The organism is Halobacterium sp. R2-5, from assembly GCF_011734195.1.
Taxonomy (GTDB): Archaea; Halobacteriota; Halobacteria; order Halobacteriales; family Halobacteriaceae; genus Halobacterium.
Genome location: NZ_JAANTH010000002.1, coordinates 35,100 through 52,775, shown reverse-complemented (window position 1 = coordinate 52,775; position 17,676 = coordinate 35,100). Strand labels below are relative to the sequence as shown.

At 69.3% G+C, this 17,676-nt stretch carries 17 protein-coding genes; 7 read left to right on the top strand and 10 right to left on the bottom strand.

Annotated elements, in window-relative coordinates; genetic code table 11:
- Nucleotides 1-112 precede the first annotated feature (112 nt).
- The 3 genes from ribB to twy1 form a co-directional block, all read right to left on the bottom strand.
- Complete coding sequence (ribB, locus tag G9C83_RS08750; RefSeq protein WP_167245764.1) at nucleotides 113-775, bottom strand: 3,4-dihydroxy-2-butanone-4-phosphate synthase; 663 nt, start codon at nucleotides 773-775, stop codon at nucleotides 113-115.
- Nucleotides 759-1,466 (bottom strand): DUF120 domain-containing protein, encoded by a 708-nt coding sequence (locus G9C83_RS08745; RefSeq protein ID WP_167245763.1) that lies wholly within the window; start codon nucleotides 1,464-1,466, stop codon nucleotides 759-761. Before G9C83_RS08745 ends, ribB begins: the two co-directional genes overlap by 17 nt.
- A 65-nt stretch (nucleotides 1,467-1,531) precedes the next feature.
- Nucleotides 1,532-2,488, bottom strand: a complete 957-nt coding sequence (gene twy1 / locus G9C83_RS08740) for a 4-demethylwyosine synthase TYW1 (RefSeq protein WP_167245762.1) — start codon at nucleotides 2,486-2,488, stop codon at nucleotides 1,532-1,534.
- 113 nt (nucleotides 2,489-2,601) lie between these two features.
- Here twy1 and argS point away from each other — a divergent pair, with 113 nt between their 5' ends.
- The gene (argS, locus tag G9C83_RS08735; RefSeq protein WP_167245761.1) at nucleotides 2,602-4,356 is read left to right on the top strand and encodes an arginine--tRNA ligase; all 1,755 of its coding nucleotides are present in this window, start codon (nucleotides 2,602-2,604) and stop codon (nucleotides 4,354-4,356) included.
- 147 nt (nucleotides 4,357-4,503) lie between these two features.
- Here argS and G9C83_RS08730 read toward each other — a convergent pair whose 3' ends face one another.
- Nucleotides 4,504-5,340, bottom strand: a complete 837-nt coding sequence (locus G9C83_RS08730; RefSeq protein ID WP_167245760.1) for a MinD/ParA family protein — start codon at nucleotides 5,338-5,340, stop codon at nucleotides 4,504-4,506.
- A gap of 117 nt (nucleotides 5,341-5,457) precedes the next feature.
- Here G9C83_RS08730 and prf1 point away from each other — a divergent pair, with 117 nt between their 5' ends.
- Entirely contained in the window at nucleotides 5,458-6,708 is a 1,251-nt protein-coding gene (gene prf1, locus G9C83_RS08725) for a peptide chain release factor aRF-1 (protein ID WP_167245759.1), read from the top strand.
- Nucleotides 6,709-7,100: 392 nt separating this feature from the next.
- Nucleotides 7,101-7,370, top strand: a complete 270-nt coding sequence (locus G9C83_RS08720) for a hypothetical protein (protein WP_167245758.1) — start codon at nucleotides 7,101-7,103, stop codon at nucleotides 7,368-7,370.
- Nucleotides 7,371-7,434: 64 nt separating this feature from the next.
- On the opposite strand, the gene G9C83_RS08715 is transcribed toward G9C83_RS08720, so the two are convergent.
- Nucleotides 7,435-8,430 carry a radical SAM protein gene (locus G9C83_RS08715; RefSeq protein WP_167247176.1) on the bottom strand — a complete coding sequence of 332 codons (996 nt, stop codon included), beginning with the start codon at nucleotides 8,428-8,430 and terminating at the stop codon, nucleotides 7,435-7,437.
- A 119-nt stretch (nucleotides 8,431-8,549) separates the two neighbouring features.
- On the opposite strand from G9C83_RS08715, the gene G9C83_RS08710 reads away from it, so the two are divergent.
- The gene (locus G9C83_RS08710; RefSeq protein ID WP_167245757.1) at nucleotides 8,550-9,647 is read left to right on the top strand and encodes a DUF373 family protein; all 1,098 of its coding nucleotides are present in this window, start codon (nucleotides 8,550-8,552) and stop codon (nucleotides 9,645-9,647) included.
- On the opposite strand, the gene G9C83_RS08705 is transcribed toward G9C83_RS08710, so the two are convergent.
- Complete coding sequence (locus tag G9C83_RS08705; RefSeq protein ID WP_167245756.1) at nucleotides 9,644-10,486, bottom strand: polyprenyl synthetase family protein; 843 nt, start codon at nucleotides 10,484-10,486, stop codon at nucleotides 9,644-9,646. The two genes, G9C83_RS08710 and G9C83_RS08705, sit on opposite strands and share 4 nt — an antisense overlap.
- Before the next feature lie 300 nt (nucleotides 10,487-10,786).
- Here G9C83_RS08705 and G9C83_RS08700 point away from each other — a divergent pair, with 300 nt between their 5' ends.
- Nucleotides 10,787-12,010, top strand: coding sequence for an acyl-CoA thioesterase/bile acid-CoA:amino acid N-acyltransferase family protein (locus tag G9C83_RS08700; RefSeq protein ID WP_167245755.1), 1,224 nt, complete (start codon nucleotides 10,787-10,789; stop codon nucleotides 12,008-12,010).
- Between the two features lie 15 nt (nucleotides 12,011-12,025).
- Here G9C83_RS08700 and G9C83_RS08695 read toward each other — a convergent pair whose 3' ends face one another.
- From G9C83_RS08695 to G9C83_RS08685, 3 genes are all read right to left on the bottom strand, one after another.
- Nucleotides 12,026-13,000, bottom strand: a complete 975-nt coding sequence (locus G9C83_RS08695; RefSeq protein ID WP_167245754.1) for an electron transfer flavoprotein subunit alpha/FixB family protein — start codon at nucleotides 12,998-13,000, stop codon at nucleotides 12,026-12,028.
- Complete coding sequence (locus tag G9C83_RS08690; protein ID WP_167245753.1) at nucleotides 12,997-13,797, bottom strand: electron transfer flavoprotein subunit beta/FixA family protein; 801 nt, start codon at nucleotides 13,795-13,797, stop codon at nucleotides 12,997-12,999. Before G9C83_RS08690 ends, G9C83_RS08695 begins: the two co-directional genes overlap by 4 nt.
- A 72-nt stretch (nucleotides 13,798-13,869) precedes the next feature.
- The gene (locus G9C83_RS08685) at nucleotides 13,870-15,033 is read right to left on the bottom strand and encodes a hypothetical protein (protein ID WP_167245752.1); all 1,164 of its coding nucleotides are present in this window, start codon (nucleotides 15,031-15,033) and stop codon (nucleotides 13,870-13,872) included.
- Between the two features lie 205 nt (nucleotides 15,034-15,238).
- Here G9C83_RS08685 and G9C83_RS08680 point away from each other — a divergent pair, with 205 nt between their 5' ends.
- Nucleotides 15,239-16,444 (top strand): hypothetical protein, encoded by a 1,206-nt coding sequence (locus G9C83_RS08680; protein ID WP_167245751.1) that lies wholly within the window; start codon nucleotides 15,239-15,241, stop codon nucleotides 16,442-16,444.
- 39 nt (nucleotides 16,445-16,483) lie between these two features.
- On the top strand, nucleotides 16,484-16,945 hold the full coding sequence (locus G9C83_RS08675) for a type IV pilin (RefSeq protein ID WP_347877792.1): 462 nt from the start codon (nucleotides 16,484-16,486) through the stop codon (nucleotides 16,943-16,945).
- Here the strand turns inward: G9C83_RS08675 and G9C83_RS08670 are convergent, their stop codons facing one another.
- Entirely contained in the window at nucleotides 16,946-17,587 is a 642-nt protein-coding gene (locus G9C83_RS08670) for a methyltransferase domain-containing protein (protein ID WP_167245750.1), read from the bottom strand.
- Nucleotides 17,588-17,676 lie beyond the last annotated feature (89 nt).

Genomic DNA, 17,676 nt, shown 5'->3' with positions numbered 1-17,676 from the left:
GCGGGAGGTACAGAACAGGCCGTGATAAATCTACGGCCGTTTGCCCGCCAGCCGATACGGACTACGCGCCTCCAGCTATCTCGGTGATCAGACGGGAATCGTTAGTCCGGGGCTACTCGCCGAACGCCGCCAGCAGCTCGCTGCCCTCGACGTAGACGAGGCCCTCGCGGTCGGCGTACGCCTCCGCGTCCGCGACCGAGAGCGCGCCGCCGGTGTCGCCGTCGAGCATCTCGCAGACGACCGCGGCGGGCGCGACGCCGGCCTCCTTCGCGAGCGCGATCGCGAGCTCCGTGTGCCCTTTTCTGTCGCTCAGGGAGGGCGCCGCGCGCAGCACGTGGACGTGGCCGGGCGCCCGGAACTCCGCGGCGAAGTCCGCTTCGTCGGGGTGGGCGGCCGCGGCCGCGAGCTCCGTGATGGTGCGCGCGCGGTCGTCGTCCGTGATGCCGGTGTACGTCTCGCGGTGGTTCACGGGCAGCGAGAACGACGAACGGTCGTCGTACCCGAGGTGGCCGTGGTCGGCGGCCGGGTGGTCGATGACGTCGCCGAGGAACGGGAGGTCGAACGCGTTCGCGGCGGCGTCGTCGACCGCGACGCAGACGAGCCCGCCGGCGTCGTTACGGAGGCGCGCGACGTCCTCGGGCGTCACCGCGGCCGCGGGGTAGACGAGGTCGACCTCGCCCTCGCGGTCGGCGGCGTCGTGGACGAGCACGGGGTCGCCGGCGCGGAACGCCGCGACGGCCTGCTCGACGCGGGCAGCGTTACTGCTCTTCGACACGGACAGTCACCTCGTCGTCGTCCAGGAGGCCGAGTTCCTCGCGGAGCTTCTCCGGGGCGATGACCTCGACCTGGCTCTCGTCGTGGTGCGTGCGGTCGGGCACGATGACGTGGACCGGGGAGAACGAGCCGCCGTCCGCGTTCTCGACGGTGGCGTGGTAGCACGTCGCCGGGCCGTAGGTGCGCTCCTCGTCCTCCCAGCCCTCGATGCGGACGCCGCTCATCGCGTCGAGCGCCGAGCGGGCGCGCTGGCTCTCCTGGCTGAGGTCGACGTTGAGCGTGCCGAGGTACGGCTCGTAGCCGAGCTTCTCCTCGAACTGGCGCATGTAACCGGGGAGGCTGATGTAGTGGCGACCCTCGCCCATGCCGCTGGTGACGGTGCCGACGAGGTCGAGCTCGCCGGCGTCCTCGAAGATGCGGCGGTAGTCCTCGTACTCGCGTTCGAGCGTGCGCTCGCCGTCGTCGGTGATGGCGACCCACTGGCCGTCGTTGACGAGGTCGCGTTCGACCAGCCCGGCGTCCTCCAGCGCCTGGAGGCGCCGCGAGGCGGTCTGGTTGGAGGCGTCGAGGCGGTCCGCGAGGTCCCCACAGGAGACCTTGACCTCGCCGCGGCGCGCGCCGTCGAGCGCGAGCAGCTTCAGCACGGCGAGCTCGTCGAAGCCGACCTCGCCCGTGCCCGTGGATTGGGACATGACTGGACGTACTGGTGCGCCCTGCATAAGAATACCGGAAGTGGAACGCGTCTCGAAATTGAGTGTCAGTCCGCGGCCGAGCCCGCCCAGAACTCCGAATCGGCTTCGAGTTTCGGCACCCACGTGTCCGTGTCACGGGCGAGCAGCGCCACTCGCGAGACCTCCTGGTCGCGCAGCACGGTGTGCTCGGGCATGTGTTCCCGCACCGCTCGCGCGAAGTCGAGGACGTCCTCGTGGCTCGGCATCGCCTCCCGGTCGAGGCGGTCCCGGCTGTCGCCGACGTGCATGTACGCCTTCAGCTCCACGAAGTCCGGGTCCGCTCGGTCGTAGAAGCCCGCGTACCAGTCCGGGTTCGCCATGTTCTCGCCGCCGACGAGCGTCGTCCGCAGCACCGTCCGCGTCTCCGCCTTGTCGTGGAGGACGTCCATCGTGTCCACGAGCTTCTCCCACGCGTCGTCCTCCGTGGCGCCGACCACGTCGTCGAACGTCGCGCGCTCCGGCGCGTCCACGGAGACGTACAGCTGCGTCGGGTCGCACTCCGCGAGCACCTCGGGCCGCGTGCCGTTCGACACGAGGAACGTCGTCAGCCCGCGGTCGTGGAACTCCTCCAGCAGCTCCGGGAGGTACGGGTAGAGCGTGGGTTCGCCGTCGAGCGAGATGGCGACGTGCCGGGGCTCCATCGCCTCCTCGAAGCGTTCACGTGGAACGTCGTCGTTCCCGCCGAACCCCGACAGCAGGTCCTTCTGGAGTTCGATGGAGGCGTCCACCACCGCCTCCGGGTCGTCCCAGTCGACGCCGTCGAGTTCGTACGTGTGGCCGGCGTGGTCGCGCCAGCAGAACACGCAGCGCTCGTTGCAGCGCACCACGGGCGTCATCTGGATGCAGCGGTGCGAGCGAATCCCGTAGAACGCGTGCTTGTAGCAGGTGCCCTCGCCGCGGAGCGCGTTCGCCGTCCAGCCACAGGTCTGGGCGGCGGTGTGGTTGTCGTGGTGGTAGTCCGGGTCGTCCACCTGCTTCGGCATACGCCAGTGTTGGCCGAGCGCGTGGAAAAACGTGGCGCTACGGCCGCACGCGCGGGTCGCTGCGGCCGGTCGGCTTCGGAAATCCCTTTAGCCGTCGCGGTAAACGAGCGAGCATGTTCATCGCTTTCCGCCGGGAAGTCGAGGCGGCCCTCGAAGCCGCGCTCGACGACCTCGGCTACCCGACCGAGGACCTCGGCATCGAGGAACCGCCCGCGGACGTGCCCGCCGTGCTCGCGTCCAGCGCGGCGTTCCGACTCGCGGGCGAGGCGCAGGCGCCGCCGCCCGAGGTCGCCGCCGAAATCGCGGACGCCGTCGACCTCGCGGACGCCGAGTACGTCGCCGGCGTCTCCACGCAGGGTCCGTACGTGAACTTCGCGCCCAGCGAGGCGTACTTCGAGGGCGCGCTCGCGGACGCCCAGTCCGAGGACTGGGGCCGGCTCCCCGACACGGGCGAGTCCGTCGTCGTCGAGCACACGAGCGCGAACCCCACCGGGCCCGTCCACGTCGGCCGCGCGCGCAACCCGATTCTCGGCGACGCGCTCGCCCGCGTCCTCGACTACGCCGGCCACGACGTCACCAGCGAGTACTACGTCAACGACGCCGGCCGCCAGATCGCCGTGTTCACGTGGGCGTACGAGACGTTCGACGAGAGCGACCTCTCCGAGCCCGAGCGCGAGAAAGACGACTACGACCTCGTACGCTACTACCGCAAGGGCAACGAGTTCTTAGAGGAGGGCGACCCGGAGGACGTCGAGGAGGCCGAGGCCGAAATCGCGTCCATCATCGAGAGCCTCGACGAGGGCGACGAGGAGACCCTGGCGCGCTGCGAGGAAGTCGTCGACACGGTGCTGGGCGGGATGACCGAGACCCTCGGCCGGCTGCCCGCGGAGTTCGACGAGTTCGTCAAGGAGACGCAGTTCCTCCGGGACGGCTCCACGCACGGCGTCGTCGACGAGCTCCGCGAGTCGGAGTACGCCTTCGAGGACGACGGCGCGTGGCAGCTCGACTTAGCGGACTGGGGCATCGAGCAGTCGTTCGTCTTCCTGCGCTCGGACGACACCACGCTGTACACGACCCGGGACCTCGCGCACCACGAGTGGAAGTTCGAGGAATTCGACTACGCCGTCACCGTACTCGGCGAGGACCAGGAGCTCCACGCGAACAAGCTCAACGCCGCGCTGGACATCCTCGGCAACGACACCGACCAGCTCGAGGAAGTGTTCTACGCGTGGGTGAACCTCCCGGGCGGCGAGTCGATGAGCACGCGGCAGGGGACGGGCGTGGACATGGACGACCTGCTCGACGAGGCTGTCGCGCGCGCCGAGGAGGCCGTCCGCTCGCGCATGGACGACCGCATCCGCGACGACGACCTCACCGAGGACGACGTCGAGCGCATCGCCCGGCAGGTCGGCATCGGCGCGGTCCGCTACGACATCGTCTCCAAGCAGCCGACGAAAGCCATCACGTTCGACTGGGAGGACGCCCTCGACTTCGAGGGACAGAGCGCGCCGTACATCCAGTACGCGCACGCTCGCGCCTGCGGCATCAGCGCGGAAGCCGGCGACCTCGAACCCGCGCTCGACGCCGGCCTGCTGGACGAACAGGAGGAACGCGACCTCCTCAAAGCAGTTGCGCGGTTCCCCGGCGTCGTCGAGGAAGCCGCGATGGACCGCGAACCCCACCAGGTCGCGACGTACGCCCGCGAGTTCGTGGACACGTTCAACGCGTTCTACCGGTCGTGTCCAGTGCTCCGCGAGGACGTCGACGACGACGTCGCGGCCGCGCGCCTCGCGCTCGTCGATGCGGCGCGCACAACGCTGGCGAACGCGCTGGACGTCCTCGGCATCGAAGCGCCGGAGTCGATGTAGAACAGTTACAGCGCGCCGACGAACGCCAGCGACCCGTAGACGATGCCCAGTGCCACCACGACGTAGAGGAGCAGCCAGCCGGTCGAGACGGAGTTCTCGTTTGCCATACCCGACACTCGGCGGCCGTATTCGCTTAATTGTTGCCGTTCAACCGAGGCGCCCGCCCGTCAGCCGCGATAGAAGCGACTCCTCCTCGGGCACGTCGTCGGCGACCTCCGCGAACGCCGCGCCCGGCGACACCTCGCCGTCCTCGTCGCCGTCCCGGAACGACACCGGCGGCGACTCCCCGAGGAGCTCGTAGCCGAGCTCGCGGTACGACTGCGCCGCCGGGTTCTCCGGGGCGTAGACGAGCAGCGGCTCGCCCGCCGCCTCGCTGTCCGGGACCGCGCCGTCCTCGGGAATCGTGCCGAGCAGCGGCGCGTCGACCGCCTCGACGGCGGCCTCCACGTCCGCGTCGCCGCCGCCCACTCGCGTCAACACCAGTCCCGTCACGTCGCCGCCGACGCGGTCGGCGAGCTCCAGGGACTTCGCGGTGTTCTCCAGCGCGGCGCCCTGCGGCGTGGACACGAGCAGCACGTCGTCCGCGAGCCCCAGCGGCACGGTCGTGTCGTGGCTGAGCCCGCCGCCCGTGTCCACGATGGTGACGTCGTACTCCTCGCGGAGGTCCGCCGCGACTTCCCGGAGCCCGGACGGGTCCGCGCGACCGAAGTCCTCGATGTTCGTGCCGCCGACCATCACGTCGAACTCCCCGGGCGCCTCGACGACGGCGTCCAGCGCGTCCGCCTCGCCCGCGAGCACGTCGTGGAGCGTGGCCGCCCCCGGCTCAATGTCGAGGACGGCCCCGACGTTCGCCATGCCGAGGTCGTAGTCCACGAGCACCACCGACCGGTCGGCCTCCGCCATGGCCGCCGCCAGATTCACGGCCGTCGTCGTCTTGCCGACGCCGCCCTTTCCGGAGGCGACGGCGAACACGCGTCCAGTCATTGTTTGTCGCGTACGCAGAGCGGCACTTAAAGCGTTGGGCGGGACTGTGGACCGCGAACCGAGCGGGAACCTCGCGGGTCAAAGCTTACTTACGCGCACGCCGGCTATCTCGGAGTAATGAGCGAGCAGGAGGGCGCACCGTCCGAGGACCGCCGAAAGTACGAGTTCCAGAAGGTCATCGAGGACCTCAAGGAGTACACCGGGAGCGGCACCCAGCTGGTGACCATCTACATCCCCCCGGACAAGCAGATTTCGGACGTCGTCGCCCACGTCACCCAGGAGCACTCCGAAGCCTCCAACATCAAGTCCAAGCAGACCCGGACGAACGTCCAGGACGCCCTCAAATCCATCAAGGACCGGCTGCGGTACTACGACACGTTCCCGCCGGACAACGGCCTCGTCGTCTTCTCCGGGGCCGTCGATACCGGCGGCGGCCGCACCGACATGGTGACCGAAGTTCTGGAGTCCCCGCCCCAGGAAATCCAGTCGTTCCGCTACCACTGCGACGACGCGTTCCTCACCGAGCCCTTAGAGGAGATGCTCGGCGACAAGGGCCTCTACGGGCTCATCGTCCTCGACCGCCGCGAGGCCAACGTCGGCTGGCTGAAAGGGAAACGCATCGAGGCCGTCAAGTCAGCGTCCAGCCTCGTCCCCGGCAAACAGCGCAAGGGCGGTCAGTCCGCACAGCGGTTCGCCCGCCTCCGCCTCGAAGCAATCGACAACTTCTACCAGGAGGTCGCCGGGATGGCCGACGACCTCTTCGTCCCGCGCCGCCACGAGCTCGACGGCATCCTCGTCGGCGGTCCCTCCCCCACCAAGGACGAGTTCCTCGACGGCGACTACCTCCACCACGAGCTCCAGGACTCCGTCCTCGGGAAGTTCGACGTCTCCTACACCGACGAGTCCGGCCTGAAGGAGCTCGTCAACCGCGCCCAGGACACGCTCGCGGAAGCCGACCTGATGGACGACAAGTCCGACATGGAGGAGTTCTTCGCCGAGCTCAACGGCGGCGACCTCGCCACCTACGGGTTCGAGCCCACGCGCAAGAACCTCGTCATGGGCTCCGTCGAGACGCTGCTCATCTCCGAGGACCTCCGCAAGGACGTCGTCACCTACGAGTGCCCGAACGACCACGAGGAACGCGAACTCGTCGCCCAGCGCGCCGACACCCCCGAACACACGTGCTCGGAGTGCGGCGAGGACGCCGAAGCCGCCGAACGCGACGACGCGATCGACCACCTCATGGAGATCGCCGAACAGCGCGGCACCGACACCCACTTCATCTCCACCGACTTCGAGAAAGGCGAACAGCTCCTCACCGCCTTCGGCGGCATCGCGGGGCTGCTGCGCTACGGAACTGGCGTATAGTAACCACTTTTTACTCTGCGTGGGGCACGCTCCGCGCGCCCCTCGTCTGCTCACGGGAGCGAAGCGCCCGTTCGCACGGCCAGCGAGACCTCCGGTCTCGCTCGGGCAAAAACTTGCGGAAAAAGCACTCCTCGCTCCTGCCGCTCGCTACGCTCGCGTTAGTCGCTCGTCGGCCTCGCGGCTTCGCCGCGAGTGAACCGCTCGCCTCGGGCTCTTAGCGAGACCTTCGGTCTCGCGGGCTCTCGTTCGCTTCGCTCACGAGAACTTCGAGCCACTCGGCTCGCGGATGCTTGTTGTGTTTTGTCTCAACAGCAAGGTACCCATCGCAAATCCCGTTTCGCCGCCAGGGACAGGTACTTGTGGCGTGGTCACATGGGTCAAAGCGCATCGCTATGAAACCGTGCCAAAACTGTCAGGCGGTCATCGACGAGTACACGCTGGACAAACAACTCGAACCCCTGCGCGACCTCACGGTCGACGACTTCAACGTCTGTGCGGACTGTGCGACCGTCGTAGACGACGCGTGCGTGGAGTGTGGCGGCGCGGTGTACGTTCCCCGGACGGCCTCGGAGACCCCCGACTACTGCCCTGCCTGCCGCTCGGACCTCATCGAGCGCACGGGCCACGACCCCGGCTGGCACCGGAGCCCGCTCTCGACCTGAAACGCGGGCCGGCGGCTGCTGCCACTTTTCGACTACTGTTGCAGTCAGACGAGAATATCCGGAGCTACGCCAGCGGCGTCCGCTCGACCACTTGGCCGTCGTACGTCGGGTACTGCTCGACGATCTCGCCGCTGTCGATGTCGCCCTCCTCGACCATCTCCTCGAGGAGCCACCACGCGACCTCGACGTGGTTGGACTTCACCGTGTAGAACTCCTCGGGGACGCCGAGTTCGCGGATGCGCTCGGGGCTGACGGTCGTCTTCCCGTAGACGAGCGTGCCGTCCTCGGTGACGTCGTCGAACTCCCGGCGGACGTTCCGCGCCATGCGCTTGAGCCGCGAGCGGTGCTGCGCAGCGTCCTTGAAGACGCTCGTGCAGAAGTACACCTTCTCGTGGTCGGCCATCTCCTCGAGGATGGCGTCCTTCGAGCCGTCGACCGCGCTCATGTGGTCCTCCTGGAGCTCGAAGCCCTCGTCCTGCATGCGCTCGTAGTTGCCGTCGCTCATCTCGAACTCGTTGACGTTGCAGAAGTCGGCTGCGCCCTCGTCGAGGAAGTCGAGGAACTCCTGCTCGGCGCGGATGCCGGGAATCTCGAAGGCGGGCGTCAGGCCCTCTTCGCGGGCGATGTAGAGGATGTCCTCCCACTCGGTGCCGTGGAGGTCGCCCCACTGCTCGACCGGCGGGTGGAAGCGAATCTCGTCGAGGCCGGCCTCGCTGAGGCGGCGCATGTTCTCGCGGCCGCCCGTGATGCCCGTGTAGAGGTGCGTGTGGTGGTCCTCCCCGAACTCGTCCTTGAGCAGGCGGAGGTACCGGCACGTCCGGTCCAGCACCTCCTGGGGCTCGCCGCCCGTAATCGAGGTGCCGAGCGCGTCCATCAGCTTCGCCTCCCGGATCACGTCCTCGTCGCTCTCGACCGGCCGCTCGTTGGCGTACACCTGCTGGACGTTCTTCCGGTTCTCGCCCAGCGGGCAGTAGAAGCAGTCGCGCTGGTCGCAGTACCCGTAGACGAAGAGCACCATCTTGCCGCCCTTCGCGCACTGCTCGCAGCCCTTCGAGATCATTCGTTGGAACACGTCTACTCCCCGAGGACTCAAAAACCGTGCGAATCGGGGTGGACGAACGTCCGCCTGCCCGCAGGGTCCCGAAAGCAGTTATACCGGCCTCACGTATCTCCCGCCGAATGCTGCTCGTGCTGTGCGTGGACCTCGACGACGACCTCGGGCGCAAGACCGGCGTGCCGACGCCGGTGGTCGGTCGCAACGAGGTCGAGCACGCCGCGGTGTCGCTGGCGGAGGCCGACCCGGAGGACAGCGACGTGAACGTCCTCTTCGAGGGCGTCCACCTCTACGACCAGTACAGCCCCGACGAGGAAGTCGTCGTCGCGGCCGTCACGGGCCTCGAACGCGGGGACGTCGCCGCCAACCGGAAGGTCGGCCGGGAGGTCGACGAGGTGCTGGCGAGCATCCAGACCGACGACCCCGTGCGGGCGGTCGTCGTCACGGACGGCGCCCAAGACGAGTCCGTCGTCCCGGTCATCCGCTCGCGGGTGCCCATCGACGCCGTCAAGCGCGTGGTCGTGCGGCAGGCCCAGGACCTGGAGTCGATGTACTACACGCTCAAGCAGGTGATGAACGACCCCGAGACCCGGGGGACGATTCTGGTGCCGCTGGGCATCCTGTTGCTCATCTACCCGCTCGCGGTGCTCGCGGACTTCCTCGGGCTGCCCGGCGCCGTCCTCGGCGTCTCGTCGGCGGCAGTGGGTCTGTACGCGCTGTTCCGCGGGCTCGGCCTCGAAACCGTCGTCGACGAGGCCGTCGACCGCGTGCGCTCGGGGCTGTACACCGGCAGAGTCACGCTCATCACGTACGTCGTCGCGGCCGCACTGCTCGTCATCGGCGGCGTCGAGGGGATGAACGAACTCGCCGCCGTCCGCGAGAACACGGCCGGGTCGCTGGCGCCCTCGACCATCGTCGCGGCGCTCACGTACGGCGCCGTCCGGTGGTTCGCCGCGGCGGGGCTCACGACGAGTCTCGGCCAGGTCACGGACGAGTACCTCGCCGACCGGTTCCGCTGGCGGTACCTGAACGCGCCGTTCTACGTGCTCTCCATCGCCGCCGTGCTCCACATGCTGTCGGCGTTCTTCCTCGGGTACGTCACGCTCACCGAGCTCGCCGCGGTGCTGACGGCGGGGACGCTGGTGAGCGTGCTGTCGACGCTGACGTTCGCCGTCGTCGAGTCCTGGCGGGCGAAGCGCCGCGGCGACGCTGACGCCGCCTAAGCCTCCCGGGAGACGACGAACTCCGCGAGGTACTCCAGGTAGTCGTAGGCTTCTCCGGCGGGCAGGTCGAGGCTGTCGAGGGCGTCCATCGCGCGCTCGCTCTCGCGCTCGGCGAGCGCGTTCAGCTCCGCGGGCGAGCGGTCCGTCACGCGGACGATGCTCGGGCGGTCCATCTCCTCGTCGATGCCCGCGGGTTTCCCGAGGTCCTCGCTGGCGGCGGTGGCGTCGAGGACGTCGTCCCGGATCTGGAACGCGACGCCGACGCGCTCGGCGTACTCCCCGAGCGCCTCTATCGAGCGGCCGTCGGCGTCCGCGGCGACCGCGCCGAGCTCCGCCGCGGCGCGGAACAGCGCACCCGTCTTCCGGCGCGCGAGCTCCATGTACTCCGCCTCGGTCCCCGGCCGGTCGACGAGCTCGATGGCCTCGCCCTCGCCGAGTTCGACGAGCGCGTCGGTCACGCACTCCATCGCGCGGGGGTCACGGGAGAACAGCGCGAACGCCTCGCCGAGCAGACCGTTCGACGCGACGAGGGCGGGACCGTGGTCGAACTCCGCCCACGCGCTGGTCTTCCCGCGGCGGAGCGCGGACTGGTCGATGATGTCGTCGACGACGAGGGAGGCGTTGTGGACGAGCTCGACGCCGACCGCGAAGTCCATGGCGTCCTCGCTGTCGCCGCCCGCCGCCTCACAGACGAGCACGGTGAGCGTCGGTCGCACGCGCTTGCCGCCCGCGAGCACGACGTGTTCGAGTTCGTCGCTGAGCTCCGACGGCTCGACGGCCGCGACGGTCTCCGCGAGCCGCTGTTCGATGGCGGCGCGGCGCGCCTCCACGTACTCCATTACCCGACAGTCGGGGATTCGCGCGGAAATATATGACGGGATTCCGCGGCCAGCGGCGCGCACGCGTCCCTCCGGGTCCGACAGAACTCGGCCGTTCGTGCCCGTCGGCCTGACTCGCAGAAGTGTCAGGCGAATCCGGAAAACGCCTATTTACCCGCGCGACGAATTTGTAAGTGAAGAGTAAGTTCAAACTTTCCCACAACTCTTTTTGCGGATAGCCGTATACACGTAGCATCCGTCACAGTACCACCCACCCTCTGGTCCGTCGTATCGCCAGCTAACCGAGAGCGCCCCGAGACCATGACAGAAGACAGACAGTCAGCGACGAGTGCGTCCACGACCGGCCAACCGCTCGCAATCGACGCCCCCGACGTCAGCCCGAACGACGAACCCGTCACCGTCCGCATCACGGGCGCAGAGGCGGGCGAGGAAGTGACGCTCACGGCAGCGCTCGAAGACGCCGACGGCGTCGAATTCTCCTCGCAGGCGACGTTCACCGCCGACGAGAACGGCGTCGTCGACTGCACCGAGCACGCGCCCGACGCCGGGAGCTACCACGGCGTCGAACCGATGGGCTGGCTGTGGTCGATGACCAGCGACGCCGACGCGCCGTTCGCGCGGTTCGGCGACCTCCGGCGCGTCGACATCGCGCTCCGCGCAGCCACCGACGACGCGGAAGCTGCCCGTACAATCACCCGTGTCCTTCACGACGACGTCGAGGCCCGACCCGTCGAGTGCGACGGCCTCGTCGGCACGCTCTATCTCCCTCCGGGCGACGGACCCTACCCTGGCGTGATAGAGCTCCACGGCTCCGGCGGCCGCCGCGGCGACGGCACCGCGAAACGGCTCGCCAGCGAGGGGTACGCCGCGCTCGCGCTCACGTACTTCGGCGAGAAATACGACGGGCTACCGGACGAACTCGAACGCATCCCGCTGTCGTACGCCGGCGACGCCGCCGACTGGCTGCGCGCCCAATCCGAGGTCGAAGACGGTCGCGTCGGCCTCGTCGGCGCCTCGCGCGGCGCCGAGTTCGCGCTCCTGCTCGCCGCTCACTGCGACTGGGTCGGCGCCGTCGTCTCCTACGCCGGCAGCGTCCCCTGGGACACGCCCAGCGGCGAACCCGCGTGGACGCGCGACGGCGACCCCGTCCCCCACCTCACCGCCGAGGAAGCGCCACGATTCGAGGACCTCGACGAGCACCCCATTGCGGACGTCGTCCCGCCCGTCGAAAACGCCGACGGCCCAGTTCTCCTGCTCTCCGGCGGCGACGACACCGTCTGGAACTCGCGACGCCTCTCCGAGGCCGTCGCCGACCGGCTCCGTGAACGCGGCTTCTCCCACGACTTCGAGCACCGCACCTACGACGACTGTGGGCACCTCGTCGGCACACCGTACGCGCCCCTCCGTGGCATCGACGAGACCGACCGCGCCGGCGGCACCGCACGCGGCACCGCCCGCGCCGGCGAGAACGCGTGGCCGGCAGTGCTGGATACGCTCGAAACTGGGCTGAAAAACGAGAGGTGAGCCGCTACGTCCGCTTCAGACGCTCGGCGGTTCGCCGCCGAACTCCTCGATGAGCGCGGGCACGACGTCGAAGAGGTCGCCGACGACGCCGTAGTCCGCGATGTCGAAGATGGGCGCGTTCGGGTCGTTGTTGACCGCGATGATGGTGTCCGCGCCCTTCATCCCGGCGACGTGCTGGACGGCGCCGGAGATACCGATCGCGAGGTAGACGTCCGGCGTGACCTGCTTGCCGGACTGGCCGACCTGCCGGTTCTTTGGCAGCCAGCCGTTGTCCACGATGGGGCGGGACGAGGACAGCGTCGCGCCGGTGGCGTCGACGAGCTCCTCGACGAGCGCGAGGTTCTCCTCCTCCTCGATGCCCCGGCCGATGGAGACGAGGAAGTCGGCCTCGCCGATGTCGACGTCACCGCCGCCGACCTCCTCGAAGCCCTTCACGGTCGACCGGACGGCGTCCTCGTCGACGTCCACGTCGAACGCCGAGATTTCGGCGTCGCCGGAGCCCTCGACGGGCGGCCACTCGCCGCCGCGGGTGGTCACCACGAACGGGCCCTCGGCGACGTCGACGGTGGTCTCGACCTTCGAGCCGTACATCTCGCGGGTGACTTCGAGCGTCCCGTCGGCGTAGTCGAGGCCGGTGGCGTCCGAGACGTACGGGCGGCCGAGCCGGGTCGCGACCGCGGGCGCGTAGTCGAGGCCGTTGACGCTGTTCGGCGTCACGACGAACTCGGGGTCGAGCTCCTCGGCGAGCGCGACGACCGCCTGCGTGTAGACGTCGTGGTTGAACTCCTCACCGTAGTCGACCGTGTGGACCTGGTCGACGCCCTCCCGGTTCAGCTCCTCGGCGAACTCCTCGACGTTCCCCGACACGACGGCCGCGTGGAGGTCGCCGTCCGCGGCGTCCGCGAGCTCGCGGCCCGCGGTCAGCAGCTCGAAGCTCACGTCGCGCAGGTCCCCGCGGCGGTGGTCGGCGACGACGAGTACGTCGCTCATTCGCCGACCACCCCCTTCTCGCGGAGCACTTCAGCCAGCGCGGACGCCTGCTCGCCGGCGTCGCCTTCGAGGTACTGGGCGTCGCTCTCCGTCTCCGGCTCGTACATCGCCGTGACGTCGAGGTCGCTGGCGACGTCGTCGGCGCCGAGCGCGAGGTCGTCGAGGCTCTGGACGTCGATCTCCTTCGACTGCGCCTGCCGGATGCCCCGCAGGCTGGCGTACCGCGGCTCGTTGATGCCGGTCTGGATGGCGAGCACCGCGGGGAGCTCGACGTCAGTGAGCTCCTCGACGCCGCCTTCTAGCTCGCGGCGCACGGACGCGACGCCCTCGTCGAGCACTTTCTCGGTGTCGAGGGCGTTCACGACGGCCGCCCACTCGAAGCCGAGCGTCTCCGCGAGCGCGACGCCGGTTGCGCCGAAGCTGTCGTCGTTCGCCTGGACGCCCGAGAGCACGACGTCCGGGTCCTCGTCCTCGACGACCGCGGCGAGCAGCTCGGCCTTCGTCTCGACGTCGAGCAGTTCGACGTCGTCGATGGCGTCGTCCCAGACCCGGACCGCGCGGTCGGCGCCCTTCGCGAGCGCCATCCGGATGGTCTCCTCGCTGCGCTCGGGGCCGATGGTGACCGCGACGACCTCGACGTCGTCGCCCGCTTCCGCGAGCTGGACGCCCTCCTCGACGGCGTAGTCGTCCCACTCGTTGAGGTCGTAGTCGAGGTACGTCTCCTCGATCTCCGTGCCGGAAATCTCGAAGTCGTCCTCGACGGTCGCGACCTCCTTGACGGTGACGAGAACTTTCATCGTACGCCCATCCCGTTGGACGGAGGTAAACGTTTTCGGAACCGCTAGGAGCGCACGAACAGTTTCTCGGCGTCACTCCTCGTCGACGCCCTCGCCCGGCAGCGAGATGAGGTTCTCGCGGCCGATGCGGAGCTTCTCGACGCGGCCCTCCTCGGCCATCGAGGACAGCAGCTGGGAGACTTTCGCCGTCGACCACCGCGTCTCCTCGACGATCTTCGACTGCTTCATGCGGCCGCCGTGCTCGCGCAGCAGCCGCTCGACGCGCTCCTCGTCGCTCAACAGCTCGGGGTCGACCGCGTCGTCTTCCTCGTCGGCGTCGGCCGCCGCACCGCCTGCCGCCGCTCCCGCGCCCGCTTCGGTCGCGGGGTCCCGAGGCTGCTCGTCGGCGGCGGGGTCGGCGGTCGCGTCCACAGTGGACTCGTCGCTCGCTTCGCCACCGCTTTCCAACCACGACGGCGAGGAGCCGCGATAGTACATCCACACGAACGCGGCGCCGGCGAGCAGCGCGACGACGACGACGACCGCGACGACGAGCAGCGAGACGCCGACCGGGCTGCCGGCTTCGGTGAACACGACGCGCGGCTGGTCGGCGCCGAACGACTGCGGGCCGGACCACTGGTAGGCGCCGTTCGTGATGCTGTTCGGGCCGGGCTGGACCTGGTCGGTGTCGTAGCCCTCGGGCGTGCGAATCGTCAGCGTCTGGTCGGCGGCGAGGTCGCCGAACCAGCCGCCAGAGAAGGAGTCTACGACGAGCCGAGGGTTGTCCCCGTTCTCGACCCGCGAGAAGTTCGTCCACGTGAACTGGATCGCGAGCACGCCGGTAGAGTTGTTCGCCGCCTCGACGATCCGCGAGGAGCGGTCGACGTTCCGGATCTCCATCTCGCGGCCGACGCGGTCGCTGACCCGCGGAACGACCGCGCGGAACACGTCCGCGGAGAACTCGCTGTCCGTCTGGGCGGCCTCGAACTCCGTGCGGAGCCGCTCGAACGCCGCGGTGTCGTTGGCGTCGCCGAGCGGGTATTTCGAGGAGACCGTCCAGCGGGCGTCGCCGTCGGGCCGTATCTGGACGGTGACGTCGACGCCCGACCGTTCCGGCGCCGAGGCGTCCTGGAGGGCTGCCGGCGTCGAATCATCCTGGAGGGCTGCCGACGACTGCGCGCCCGGCGCGCCCACCGCACCGGCCACGGGCACCGCGAGGAGACAGACGACGGCGACGAGGAGGGCGGCCTGCCGCATACCCGTTTCGTCAACTCCGCTCGTGCAAAGTACTTTCTATCCCGGGAAATCCCCCCACTCGCGGGCGTTGACCGCGATACGGCAGCGAGACCGTCTTCGCAGCCGCCTGACACGCCTCGGTCGCCGCGACGGCGCAAAGCCGGCGGCCTTCGGGGCGCTCGTCGTCTCCGCATCGTTTTTGTCGGGTGGCTTCGAACGCGTTCCCATGTCCCGCGTCCGCCCCGTCCTCGTCGCCGTCCTCCTCGTGTCCGCCGCCGCGACGGCCGCAGTCGCCGTCGGCGACGTGGGCGCGCCCGCCGAACCCGCCGACGGACCCGTCGTCGGCACCTCCGAGCAGTCCTCCCAGGTCCTCCTCCTCACGGAAGCCGGCGCAGCCTCCTTCGAAGAACCGAACGCGACCGTGACAAACACCCTCTCGGCGGGGTACGCCGACCTCGCCATCGACCTCGACGTCAAGCAGGTCGAACAGCGTCTCGAAGCCACAGAGGAGCGCAGCCAGCGCCGCGAAATCCTCCAGAACACCACCGACAGAGCCGCCGACCGCGTCGACACGCTCCGCGCTCGAGCACGCGGCGCGCAGGAAGCGTTCGCCGCCGGCGAGATTACCGCCAGCGAGTACGCGCTCGTGCTCGGCGAACTGCACGCCGAGGCCGAGAGCCTGTCCGGCGCGCTCGGCAGCACGTCCGCTCCCGGGACGCTGTACGCGTACGCCTACGACAACGGCTTCTCGGACATCGGCACGCGGATCTACCGGCTCCGCGCGCAGCTCGCGACCGTCGAGGGCCCCGTCCGGGAGCGCATCGCCGAGGCCATCCACGGCGAGCGCGACCAGGTCCGCGTCCACGTCACCGCCGGGAACGGCGTGATGCTGTCGACCATCGACGGCGACCAGTACCTCCGGGAGGTGTACCGGCCGGACAACGTCGACAGCGAGCTCGGCGGCGACATCTCTGACGCCCCGGCCGTCATCCAGGCGCAGTACCCGTGGGTGTCGAACCACTCGACGTCCCCGAGCATCGAGACCCGGGGCGGGTACGCCTTCCACTACACGGCGAACTACGGCCACGGACAGCTCGAGGCGTACATCGATTCGACGACCGAGCGCGTCTACGTCGAGCGCCACCGCCAGACGCTCGCCCAGCTCCCCGGCGACACCGAGGTGAACACCACCGCGAACAACGCGACGCTGTCCGCCTCCCGGACGTACACGGGCGGGCCGCTGCTGGTCACCGTGGAGAACGAGACCGGCGGCGCGATAGACACGACCGTCGTGCTGAACGGCACGGACGTCGGGGAGACCGGCGACGACGGCCGTCTCTGGCTGGTGAGCCCGGCGGGCGAGTACTCCGTCTCGGCAGTCTACGGGTTCGAGACGCTACAGGTCAACGTGACCGCGCGCCCGGCGCCGTAGTCCGAGTGTTCTTGTAGGAGGACGGGACCACCGCGTGGCGTGGCTCGCGGCTACGCGCCCGTCGCCGTCGTGTTGCTGCTCGCGATCACCGTCGTCGCAGCCGCAGCCGTCGCCGCCGGCCTCCCCGCGCTCCCGGGCGAGTCGCCGCCCCAGCGTGCCGTCGGCGTCGACGCCTCGGCCGACGGTCGCGTCACAATCACGCTGCTGTCCGGCGAACCGATCGACGTTCGGCAGGCGAGCGTGCGGCTCTCCGTCGACGGTGAGCCACTGGCTCGCCAGCCGCCCGTGCCGTTCTTCGCGGCGCGCGGATTCCACGGCGGCCCGACCGGCCCGTTCAACGTCGCCGCGGACCCGACGTGGACGGTCGGCGAGGCCGCGTCGCTGCGCGTCGCGGCGACGAACGAGCCCGCGATTCGCGCAGGCGAGACGCTACGCGTGGAGGTACGCGTCGACCGCCACGTGGTCGCCGTCACCGAGACGGCCGTCGAGAAGGCGTCGTGATCAGTCCTCGGCGAGCTCGCCGTCCTCGGGCGCTCTCGCGAGCGTCACGATAGCGCGCGGGCTCCCCGGCTTCGCCTGCAGCACGCGGTGCTCGACGTCCACGAAGCCGGCCTCCGCGAACATCCGGTCGGCTTCGGCCTCGTCGTAGAACAGCATGATGGCGTCCGCGACCTTCTGGAACACCGTCGAGTTCGGGTAGTCCGGGCCGACGACGACGGTCCACTCGCCGGGCTTCAGGACGCGCCGAATCTCCCGCAGGCCCTCCACGGGGTTCGGCCAGTACTCGATGGAGCCCGACGACCAGACCGCGTCGAAGCTGTCGTCCCTGAACGGGAGCCGCTCGGCGTCCCCGTAGTGGAACGCCACCGGGTCGTGTCGGCCGAGCTTCTCGCGGGCCTTCGCGAGCTGGTGGGGGCTCTGGTCGAGCCCGTAGACGTCGTCGGTGTACCGGAGCAGTCCCTCCGTCCCGAAGCCGGTGCCACAGCCCACGTCGAGGACGCGGTCGCCGGCGTCGACGTCGAGCATTTCGAGGGCCTCGTCGCGCATCTCCTCGTTCCACACGAACGGGTTGACGCGGTCGTACACCTTCGAGAGGTACTTGTAGAAAGTGCGGGCCCGCGCCTTGTCTTCGAGGACTCCCATCAGGCAGGAATTGCGGGCGAGGCGGCATAATAGCTTGCGTTACGCCCGGGAACTTCGCAACTACCATATAGGCCGTAGCCAAAGTTCCG

What these genes read in the sequence shown, in the direction of transcription:
- G9C83_RS08745 (WP_167245763.1), bottom strand. Translation starts at nt 1,466, where the DNA reads ATGTCCCAATCCACGGGCACGGGCGAGGTCGGCTTCGACGAGCTCGCC.
- G9C83_RS08680 (WP_167245751.1), top strand. Translation starts at nt 15,239, where the DNA reads ATGTCCCGCGTCCGCCCCGTCCTCGTCGCCGTCCTCCTCGTGTCCGCC.
- G9C83_RS08690 (WP_167245753.1), bottom strand. Translation starts at nt 13,797, where the DNA reads ATGAAAGTTCTCGTCACCGTCAAGGAGGTCGCGACCGTCGAGGACGAC.
- G9C83_RS08685 (WP_167245752.1), bottom strand. Translation starts at nt 15,033, where the DNA reads ATGCGGCAGGCCGCCCTCCTCGTCGCCGTCGTCTGTCTCCTCGCGGTG.
- G9C83_RS08695 (WP_167245754.1), bottom strand. Translation starts at nt 13,000, where the DNA reads ATGAGCGACGTACTCGTCGTCGCCGACCACCGCCGCGGGGACCTGCGC.
- G9C83_RS08670 (WP_167245750.1), bottom strand. Translation starts at nt 17,587, where the DNA reads ATGGGAGTCCTCGAAGACAAGGCGCGGGCCCGCACTTTCTACAAGTAC.
- G9C83_RS08705 (WP_167245756.1), bottom strand. Translation starts at nt 10,486, where the DNA reads ATGGAGTACGTGGAGGCGCGCCGCGCCGCCATCGAACAGCGGCTCGCG.
- G9C83_RS08710 (WP_167245757.1), top strand. Translation starts at nt 8,550, where the DNA reads ATGCTGCTCGTGCTGTGCGTGGACCTCGACGACGACCTCGGGCGCAAG.
- twy1 (WP_167245762.1), bottom strand. Translation starts at nt 2,488, where the DNA reads ATGCCGAAGCAGGTGGACGACCCGGACTACCACCACGACAACCACACC.
- G9C83_RS08720 (WP_167245758.1), top strand. Translation starts at nt 7,101, where the DNA reads ATGAAACCGTGCCAAAACTGTCAGGCGGTCATCGACGAGTACACGCTG.
- argS (WP_167245761.1), top strand. Translation starts at nt 2,602, where the DNA reads ATGTTCATCGCTTTCCGCCGGGAAGTCGAGGCGGCCCTCGAAGCCGCG.
- prf1 (WP_167245759.1), top strand. Translation starts at nt 5,458, where the DNA reads ATGAGCGAGCAGGAGGGCGCACCGTCCGAGGACCGCCGAAAGTACGAG.
- G9C83_RS08700 (WP_167245755.1), top strand. Translation starts at nt 10,787, where the DNA reads ATGACAGAAGACAGACAGTCAGCGACGAGTGCGTCCACGACCGGCCAA.
- G9C83_RS08715 (WP_167247176.1), bottom strand. Translation starts at nt 8,430, where the DNA reads ATGATCTCGAAGGGCTGCGAGCAGTGCGCGAAGGGCGGCAAGATGGTG.
- G9C83_RS08730 (WP_167245760.1), bottom strand. Translation starts at nt 5,340, where the DNA reads ATGACTGGACGCGTGTTCGCCGTCGCCTCCGGAAAGGGCGGCGTCGGC.